Source organism: Cohnella sp. GCM10020058, from assembly GCF_042683485.1.
GTDB lineage: Bacteria > Bacillota > Bacilli > Paenibacillales > Paenibacillaceae > Cohnella.
The window spans coordinates 53,617-63,084 of the sequence record NZ_JBHUJV010000001.1 but is presented as its reverse complement, the minus strand read 5'-3'; the positions used below and the strand labels follow the sequence as shown (position 1 = coordinate 63,084).

Annotated in this window: 6 protein-coding genes; all 6 read right to left on the bottom strand. The window is 50.5% G+C overall.

Going from position 1 to position 9,468, the window contains the following annotated elements; translation table 11 throughout:
* Window positions 1–71 precede the first annotated feature (71 nt).
* Entirely contained in the window at window positions 72–2,525 is a 2,454-nt protein-coding gene (locus tag ACFSR7_RS00315; protein WP_378158334.1) for a glycoside hydrolase family 31 protein, read from the bottom strand.
* Between the two features lie 50 nt (window positions 2,526–2,575).
* Window positions 2,576–3,460: a carbohydrate ABC transporter permease gene (locus tag ACFSR7_RS00310; RefSeq protein ID WP_378158333.1), complete on the bottom strand. Its 885-nt coding sequence runs from the start codon at window positions 3,458–3,460 to the stop codon at window positions 2,576–2,578.
* Between the two features lie 18 nt (window positions 3,461–3,478).
* Window positions 3,479–4,369, bottom strand: a complete 891-nt coding sequence (locus ACFSR7_RS00305) for an ABC transporter permease (protein WP_378158331.1) — start codon at window positions 4,367–4,369, stop codon at window positions 3,479–3,481.
* Window positions 4,370–4,433: 64 nt separating this feature from the next.
* Window positions 4,434–6,137: a type 2 periplasmic-binding domain-containing protein gene (locus ACFSR7_RS00300; RefSeq protein ID WP_378158330.1), complete on the bottom strand. Its 1,704-nt coding sequence runs from the start codon at window positions 6,135–6,137 to the stop codon at window positions 4,434–4,436.
* Between the two features lie 192 nt (window positions 6,138–6,329).
* Window positions 6,330–7,685: a response regulator transcription factor gene (locus ACFSR7_RS00295; RefSeq protein ID WP_378158329.1), complete on the bottom strand. Its 1,356-nt coding sequence runs from the start codon at window positions 7,683–7,685 to the stop codon at window positions 6,330–6,332.
* On the bottom strand, window positions 7,682–9,100 hold the full coding sequence (locus ACFSR7_RS00290) for a sensor histidine kinase (protein ID WP_378158327.1): 1,419 nt from the start codon (window positions 9,098–9,100) through the stop codon (window positions 7,682–7,684). The genes ACFSR7_RS00295 and ACFSR7_RS00290 overlap by 4 nt, the downstream gene beginning before the upstream one ends.
* Window positions 9,101–9,468: the final 368 nt, after the last annotated feature.

Genomic DNA, 9,468 nt, shown 5'->3' with positions numbered 1-9,468 from the left:
CATATGGTCGCCGCCCGCAATGCGTCATCCAGGGAAAACCCGGGGCCGATTTTCCGGTCCCCTTCAGCTCTTTAATTAGAAGGCGCGAGCTCCTGCGTCCCTAGAATGACCAGTTCCGTATCATTAAATGTATTCGGCACTTGCAAGCTGAGCGCCTGAAGCGCTTCGTCATAAGACCAGCTCCCGCCGGATTCCTCTAAACTCATTTTCCCTATCAAAATGGATTTAGGCGCGAAATTCATCGCTTTGACCTGAAGCTGAAGAAGCCGGCGCTCGTTGTTCATCCCTTTGGACAGATAAGCAAGCTTCAACATCAGCGTATCTTCATTAAATACGACCGTTGACTGTAACAGGTTGTAAACGCCGCTTTCATAAGCGTATGTACGCGCATCATCCTCATACCACTGATCGATGGACGCCGTACCTGGCGCTCCGGCATACATGCTCAGCGTTAGGCTCGCCGACTCGTTCATGGCTGGCTTCCACTGATCCTCGGCAAGCTCCGGAACCATGCTTCCCGCCTTCACATACAGCGGCAGAACGTCCATAGGCGCATGAGCCAAAATGGTGCGGCCGCCTTCATGGCGTTTGCCCGTCCAATAATCGATCCATTCGCCTGCCGGCAAATAAACCGAGCGATACTCCGTGCTTGGACGCAGGATCGGCGCGACAAGCAAGCTCGTTCCGACCAGGAACTGATCGCACAGATTAAAGACGCAGCGGTCGTTCGGGTATTCCATAATGAGCGGGCGCATGATCGGCAGACCGGTCTTGTGCGCTTCATAAAATTGCGTATACAGATAAGGAAGAAGCTTATACCGCAAACGGATATACTTGCGGCAGATGTCTTCGATCTCCGGGCCGAACGACCACGGCTCCTGGCGGATCGACTCCAGCACGCTATGGTTGCGGCAGTAAGGGAAAAATACCCCCGCTTGCGTCCAACGCGCCAGCAGTTCCGGCGTGGTATTGTGGGCAAAGCCGCCGATATCCGGTCCGGAGAAAGGCTGTCCCGATAAACCAAGATTAAGCACCATCGGGATCGCCATGGCCAGATGCTCCCAGAAGCTGCGATTGTCGCCGGTCCACGTTGCCGCGTATTTCTGTATGCCCGCATAGCCAGCGCGCGTCAGCACGAACGGGCGCTCCCCGTCCAGCTGCTTCTTCAAGCCTTGCTGGGTCGCCATCGACATCAGCATGCCGTACAGATTATGAAGCTCGCGGTGCGTCTTCATGTCGCCGTCGTTGCCGTGAACGACATCCAGATCCATCGTTTTCGAAGCGTTAAACACGGCAGGCTCGTTCATATCGTTCCAAATGCCGTGAATGCCGAGGTCCGTATAATAGCGGTGCTGCTCGCCCCACCAGGCGCGTACCTGCTCTTCCGTGAAGTCGGGGAAGGCGCTCGCGCCCGGCCACACATTGCCGATAAACACTTCGCCTTCCAGCTTGCGGCAGAAATAATCCTTCTTCGTTCCTTCAATATACGGCGCGTACTCCGGGTCCTTCTTGACGCCCGGATCTACGATCGGAACAATCCTGATTCCCATGGCGTCCAGCTCGTCGATCATCTTTTTGGGATTCGGGAACCGCACCGGATCAAACGTGAATACGCGGTACTCATCCATATAGTGAATGTCCAGGTAAATGACGTCGCAAGGAATATTTTTGCTGCTGAAGTTGCGTGCGAGCATCATGACCTCTTCTTGGTCCATGTAGCTGTAGCGGGATTGATGGTACCCGATGGCCCAGGCCGGCGGAAGCTCCATTCGCCCCGTCAGTCCGCTGTACCGCTGTACGACATCCTTCAACGCAGGTCCGTACACAAAATAATAGTCGATCGTGCCCGCATGGACCTGGACCGTGTAGGCAATATCGCTCGTGTGCATATCGAACGTGGAACGGCCCGGATTATCGAGGAAAATGCCGTAAGCAGGCCGATCGTAGCGGAAATGAATGAGAAACGGGATCGATACGTACAAGCATTCGATTTCAGGCACATGGGGATCGAACACGTCCGAGTTCCACATGTCGTACTTCTCGCCTTTTTTGTCCAGAAAGCTCGTCTTCTCTCCCAGACCGTAAATGTGGGAGTCCTTCTCCATCTCTTTACGGAAACCGTACTCGCCTCGTCCCGCCCTGTACAGCTCTTGTTCCCTGGAGATTAGTTCGCCGCCGGCATCGTAAAAATCGATCCGGGCATTCGCTTTGTGCACGACAACCGTAAGCGCAGGCAGCACCAGCTTGTACTGTTCCGGCTCCTCATCTAATCGCGCGTCAACCGCGATATAAGCCTCTTTTTGAACCGCAATCGTCGACTTCAAATCGAGCGAATGATCCAGCAGCAGCTTTACGCGAACTACATGATCGTTGACCGGCTGCAGCATAATCGACGCATGTGCGCCGCGGAATACATAGACGCCCTGCTCGCTCTGAGCCGACTGGATCGCGCCGACGTGCCAATCAACCTTGGGGGCTTCCTGATGTTCGATTTTATCGGGGTGTATCGTTTCGCTAGTTTGCACGAGATTGTCTCCTATCCTGTCTAATCGTCAATGGTTATCCTGAACGGCCCTTAGCCTTTAACCGAACCCAGCGTAATTCCTTTTACGAAATATTTTTGGAAAAAAGGATAAATGAGCAGCAGCGGCAGCATGGAGATGAAGATTTTCGCCGCGTTCAAGGTCTGGTTCGACATGGTCGCCAGCCGTTTGGCCGATTCCGCATCGATTTTGGCAGGATTAAGCACGATCGTCACTTGACGGATGTACGACTGCAGCGGGTAATTTTCGTTTTTCGTCATTAACACAAGCGCCTGGAAAAACTCATTCCAATGTCCGACAATCGTAAATACGAGAATTGTCGCCATAACCGGCGTAGACAACGGCAGGAAAATGCCGAACAGGATGCGCCACGGTCCCGCGCCGTCAATCAAAGCGGATTCTTCCATTTCCTTCGGCAGGTTCCGGAAGAAGTTCATGACGAGAATGACGTTAAAGACAGGCAGCCCGCCGCCGAGCACCAATCCCCAAATGTTATTGATCATGCCCAGCGACTTCATTGTCATGTACCAGGGCACCAGGCCGCCGCCGAACAGCATGCAAAAAATCAATAGCCACATCAAAATATTTCTGGGCTTAAATTCTTTGGCGGTTTTCGAGAGCGGATAAGCCATCAGCAGCACGACAAAAAAAGTAATGGCGGCGCCCAGGACGACGCGCTGCACCGAGATGAAAAACGACCTGAAAAACTGTCCGTCCTCGATGATCGTCGCATAAGAGTTGAACGTCAGGCCGTGGGGCCAGAAAAACACGTCGCCGCCCGCTACGGCCGCTCTGTCGCTCAGGGAAACGACCAGCGTATACCAAACCGGCAGAATACATAGAATCGTGATTCCGATCAGCAGAAATTGATTGGCGCCATTAAACAGCCTGGAATAAACGGAACGGTCTTCTACCATTGTAATCACGTCTTTCTGTTAAAAAATTCTGTAGTTCGCAAAACGGTAAGCGAGCGTGTAGGAAACCGAAATGAGGACAAGACCGACCACTGATTTAAGCAAGCCGACCGCCGTCGCAAGTCCGTATTGCATATCGATGAGACCCGCCCGATAAACCCAGGTGTCGATAATATCGCCGGTTGAATAGACGGTTGGATTATAAAGATTAAATATTTGATCGAAGCCGGCATTTAAAATATTTCCGAGACTTAGCGTACCAAGCAAAACGGCGACCGGTAATATGCTCGGCAGCGTAATACGGGTCAACCGCTTAAACTGGGAGGCGCCGTCTATGGCAGCCGCTTCGTACATTTCAGGGTTAATGGAAGTTAAAGCCGCAAAAAAAATGATGGCCGCAAAACCGAACTCCTTCCAAATATCGCTGGAAACAACCAGCCAGGGGAATATATTGGGATTCGCGAAAAACAGCATGGGCTCCGCGCCGAACATAGAGAGAACCTGATTGACGGGACCGGAGTAGGAGAATATATCCAGCATGATGCCGGAGATGATAACCCAGGACAAAAAGTGCGGCAAATACACGATCGTTTGCACCGAACGGGTAAACAGCCTATTTTTCACTTCATTAAGCATGAGCGCGAAAACTAAAGGAACGATCAGGTTACCGAGCATTTTAAACAGCGCGATCACGATCGTGTTTTTGAATATGACTTTGCTGTCGTCGAGCTGGAACATGTACTCGAAGTTGTCCAGACCGATCCACGCCGACTTGAATATGCCGAGTCCGGGATTAAAGTCCTTAAAGGCCATCAGCACGCCGTACATGGGGAGCAAATTATAAAGCGCGAGCCAAATCAACCCCGGGAGGAGCATCAAAAAATAATGTTTAGAAACGCCTCGATTAAGCATATCCATTCTCCTTAACAGGATCATCAAGGCGAGTGGAGTTGCCACTCGCCTTGAACATGATCCTTTATTTCAGTTCATTGACTTCTGCCGTGATTTCGTCTCCGCCCTGCTGCTTCCATTTCGTGACGAAGGTATCGAATTCGTCGACCGGAGCGATTCCCATAATAATTTTCAGGAAGGTCTCGTCCTCCAGCTTCTTCAGGTTGGTCCACTTCGTTTGCATCGTTTTCGTTTGAGCCGTGGCGATACTCTTCACGTAGTTGACGTTTGCATCTACGAACGTAGATCCGCCGTTCAGATGCGCGTAGACGTGGGCGAAGAAGTCCGGATCCGTTTTTTGATCCCAATATTGGATGTCATAGTTGTCGAACGGCTCTTTTTTGATGTTTTTCACGTGCGAGGAAAGCTCATACGTAAAGCCATAGTTCGCTTTGTCGACTTCTTCAAGCTTCATTTCGCCCGTAAGCACCTTCTGCGTCGTTTTTACGGCGTACTGCAGTTGATCGCCGAAGCCCATGATCAGGAATAACGGAATTTCCTGCGAGGTCATTTCTTTGCCTACGGCCGTCTTGTAGCTCTCCGGCTTTTCGGATACGTGCAGGTTCAGCATTTTGATGATGGCTTCCGGGTGCTCGTATTTCTTATTGACGACGATGAAGTTGCTGCCCGTCGCCTGGTTGGAGTTGAATACGCCCGCATCGTCAAGCGGTGCGGCATAAGGTCTCCAGTTGGCTTCCGGATTGCTCTTGATCGAATCCTGCAGATCGTACGGCGACCACCAAGGGCCGAAGAAGATGCCCGCTTGCCCGCTCGTCAGTGCTTCTTTCGTGCTCTTTCTTAGGCCGATTTCTTTGTCGAGGATCCCTTTGGCGTACCAGTCGCGCATCAGTGCCAACGATTTCTTGGTCTCGGCCGTCGTCGAGCCGTATACGGCATTGCCGCTGTCATCCTTCACCCAAATGCCCGGGTAGGCGTCGTTCGCGAAGAACAACGGAGAGAAATTCATGAAGTGGTCGCCGGACGACAGGAACGTGGCGTACAACGAACCGCCCTGCTGCGTACCTACGATACCGAGCGTATTTTCTCCGCCCATCTTGTTATCCTTGAAGGCTTTGGCAATATTCTCGAGATCCTGCAGCGTCTTCGGCGCTTCAAGTCCGAGCTTGTCGAGCCAATCTTTGCGAATCCAGGTCATCGGCGCCGAAGGCAGCGTCGTCTCAGGCAGCGCATACAGCTTGCCGTCGAACGTGACGCCTTCAAGCAGGCCCGGGTTCGTCTTATAAATTTGCTTCAGTCGTTCTGCGCCGTACTTGTCGTAGACTTCCGTGAGGTCGGCCAGCTGCCCGGCCTTCACCATTTGTCTCAGCTGCGTTTCGTTAACGAGCATCGCATCCGGCAGGTTATTGCTCGCGATCGCCAAGCTTACCTTTTGGCCGTAATCGGCCGGAGCGGCTTCCCATTCGTGCTTCACGACGATGTTGTAGGAATCCTTCAGCCAGCGGGTATAAATGTTGTCCTCGGCCGTGTCATTGCCTTCGTATTTGTAGGTAGGATCGACACCTCTGCCGAGCGTTACTTCGACAGGCTCCGCGAACTTGCCCATCGGATCGACGGCCGCCTCCGATGGTGCAGCGCTGCTCGAGCTGCTGCTTGCCGCAGGGCTCGCGCTGCCGGTTGCGTTATTGTCCGCGTTGTTGTTGCTAGCGCATGCGCCCAAGCTGATTGCAACGGTCAGACCAACTGCCAAGGTTTTGAAACTCTTATTCATTTTCTTTCCCCCAGATGGTTTATTCACTTCGCATCCTTGCAGGTTTATTATAAATCGCCGCGCGCAGCGGCCGCGTTAGAAGATCCGTGCAAATGAGGATGAGAATACGACGAAGATCTTGAAAACAAAAAATTCGTCCGAAAACTGTCTAACCTGTTTTCGGACGAATATCTACTTGGCTTGCGTCTTTATTTAACTATGCTTGTCGTGCATGCCCGCTTGCCTGTAGTCGCTCGGCAGCGCGCCGACATGCTCCCGGAATAATCGGCTGAAATATTTGTCGTCGTTATAGCCGACCTGCTCCGCTATCCACTGTATGGTTTTGGTCGTATTCAGCAAGTAATGCTTGGCCCGTTCCATACGGATCTCCCTTAAATAATCGGTGTACGTTTTACCTACGATCTGCTTAAAGCATTGGCTGAAATAGCTGCTGCTCATATTGACCATCTGTGCCATTTCCCCTGCCGTCAAAGACTGGCTCATCATCGTTTGGGCCAGATTCGTCGCCTTCGCGATGCTGTTCTGGATCTCGAGGGAAAACTGCGGCTTGATATTCGCCTGCCGGATCGCATCCCTTGCGCCGTATAACCAGGCTTGGAATTGCAAGAAGTAGTGGAACGAATCCTCCATCGCGATGAGGATCCCCATCGTCTGGCCGTACAGCCGGTTCCATTCATCCGACAGCGAGAAAAACAATCGGGTCAATCGAATCGGCGGAAGCTTGACGGCTTTCAGTTCCTGAAGCATTTGCTCGAAAATGCGGTCGTCGTAGACCCAATCCGGGGACAACCATTTGCTTTTCAATTCATTTAGATCATGACCGCTATCCTTCCCGATGTTCACGATCTCGTCCCGCCGGATATCAAGAAGGGTTCGCGCCGGATCATAATCATAGAAAAAGCCGTTTCTGCGGTAAGACCGAATGAGCTGCACGATCGCTTTGCGGTCCAGCTCCTTCAGATCGCGAAAGCAAACAAGGGCATGGCCGGCGCTCGATGTCCAGGCGCCAGTCGGCATATCGTCCCAGTACCATACCCCCATTTCGACCTCGACGGCGTCTTGGGGCATGGAGGCGTCCCACTTCGGATCGTCGCTGTGCTGATTCAGCGTATAAACGACATATACCCGATCGACCTGACTTCTTTCCTTTTGTTGAACCCCTAATTTCTTCTTATCCAATAAAGACGCAATTCTTCGCAGCACGTCCTCGAATTGTTCCTTCTCGAGCTGTGTTTTGGCAATATAATCGATGGCGCCAAGCCGCAGCGCTTCCTGCACGTATTCAAAATCGGTATGCAGCGTCAACACGACCGCTTGGATATGCGGGTGATGCTTGCTTACTTCTTTCATTAGCTCAATGCCGGACATGACCGGCATCGAGAGGTCCGTCAGCAACAAATCCACCTTGTTGTTCTCGATAAACTTCAGCGCGTTCTCGCCATTATTGGCTTCCCCCACGACTTCCATTCCGAATTCCTTCCAAGGCATGAAGTTGATCAGACCGATCCGAACCATTTTTTCATCGTCGACTATCAGGACGCGAATCATGATTTTTGTTCACCTCTATAAACAGGCAAGCTTAAGGAAACGGTCGTACCGCTGCCAATCTCGCTTTTAATCGTAAACTTCGCCAGATCTCCGTAGTTTGATTCCAATATTCGGATCACATACTTCATGCCGATTCCCATTCCTACCTTCTGGCCGTCCAGCGGATCGTCATTCAGGAGCTGCCGGATTTTTTCCGGTGTCATCCCGACTCCGTTATCCTGCACCTTAATCTCCAGCTCTTCATTTAACCGAATATCGACATGAACGTAACCGTCGTCGCTAACGCCATGATAAAGCGCATTTTCAACCAACGGCTGAAGGATGAATCGCGGAATCTCCAGCTGCATCGCCTCCTCGTCCACGTCGATATCGACATCGAACTGGAAGTCGTATCTGATTTTCTGAAGCTGCAAATATTCCTTCAACGCTTCGATCTCGCCTTGGATCGTCGTTCCACCGCCCATTTTCCCCAAATTGTATTGCAACAGTTTATTGAGGGAGAGCGTCAGCTTGTCGATTTCCTCCTGTCCGTTCATCATCGCGAGCCAATGCACGGTATCGAGCGTATTCATCAGAAAATGCGGATTAATCTGATACAACAGTTTTTCTACCTCTAAATCCGCTCTTCTCTTTTCTTTCTGTTCGATTTCCCCGTACAGCTCCCATACCTTCTTCTTCATCACGCGAATCTTAAAGAGGAGATAATCGAATTCAGGTATATTCGTTAATTCGGTATTATCCTTGGCATTGGATTGAACCAAATTTTTTATTTCCATGTTAAATCGCTCGAGCGGCTTGTAAACCATTCTCGATAAAAAAATGGCGAGACCGATCGCACCCAATTCAAATAACAAGAAATATAACGCAATTTGCATAAACCACTGATTTTTCTCCCTGTTCAATTCCTTTTCGGGCACGATCGACACGAGACTCCAGCCTTGATTGCTCGTTTCTTTATGCCAGACGGAGTGCCCGTATATGCCCGACGTTACTTTTTTGTCGCTTGCAGGAAATAGACCGTTCAGAGGAAAATGCGCTTCATCCTGGGTGTACGTAATTCTGCCTTCATTGTTGAGAATGAGGAGATTGCGCGATCTGCTGTCCGAGGATTTGGATTCCAATAGCTTCTGAGCCGTATTAAAGCCTGTCTCCACGTATAAGTATATGTCCTGATTGGCCACGTTTACCTTGCGCATGATACTGAAAACCAATTGGTTCGACGATCTATTATTGCTTTTATGCGGACCGAAATAAGTAATTTCCGGATAGCTTTCCATAATTGGAAGTAACTTTGGATTAAAGGATTCTCTGACCATGAAATTTTCAAAATCGTATTCGCTTGTATCTTGATTGTAATACAATGTCAATCCGACATTAGGATTTGAAAAGGTAACGACGTTCAGCTCGTATTTCATCTCGTTCCGAAGTCTGATAATCTCGAACCGATTCGTCTCTTCCTGCAGTTGCTCCAAAATCCTGTTCGTCCCTCCGCCGAAAGCGAGCTGCTGGGATACATGGTTCAGATTGTTTAGCGTATTGTCCAAAATCAGCAAATCTTGCTTCAGGTTGCTCTGAAGAGAGGTCCCGACCTTATTGACGAGGATCGAGTTGATGGTAAAAAGAGAAGCCAATCCCAGACATACAAAGGGAATCAGAACGATCAGGAAAAATATTGAAATAATCCGGTGTTTAAACGTGAGTTGCCGAAAGCGCTTGGATATAAAACCTAATTTCACTATCTTCCCTCCTGATCTCCCCCTATATTATCATGGATTGCCCATAT

Coding starts and splice junctions, on each gene's coding strand:
- ACFSR7_RS00295 (WP_378158329.1), bottom strand. CDS start 7,685: ATGATTCGCGTCCTGATAGTCGACGATGAAAAAATGGTTCGGATCGGT.
- ACFSR7_RS00290 (WP_378158327.1), bottom strand. CDS start 9,100: ATGAAATACGAGCTGAACGTCGTTACCTTTTCAAATCCTAATGTCGGA.
- ACFSR7_RS00300 (WP_378158330.1), bottom strand. CDS start 6,137: ATGAATAAGAGTTTCAAAACCTTGGCAGTTGGTCTGACCGTTGCAATC.
- ACFSR7_RS00310 (WP_378158333.1), bottom strand. CDS start 3,460: ATGGTAGAAGACCGTTCCGTTTATTCCAGGCTGTTTAATGGCGCCAAT.
- ACFSR7_RS00305 (WP_378158331.1), bottom strand. CDS start 4,369: ATGCTTAATCGAGGCGTTTCTAAACATTATTTTTTGATGCTCCTCCCG.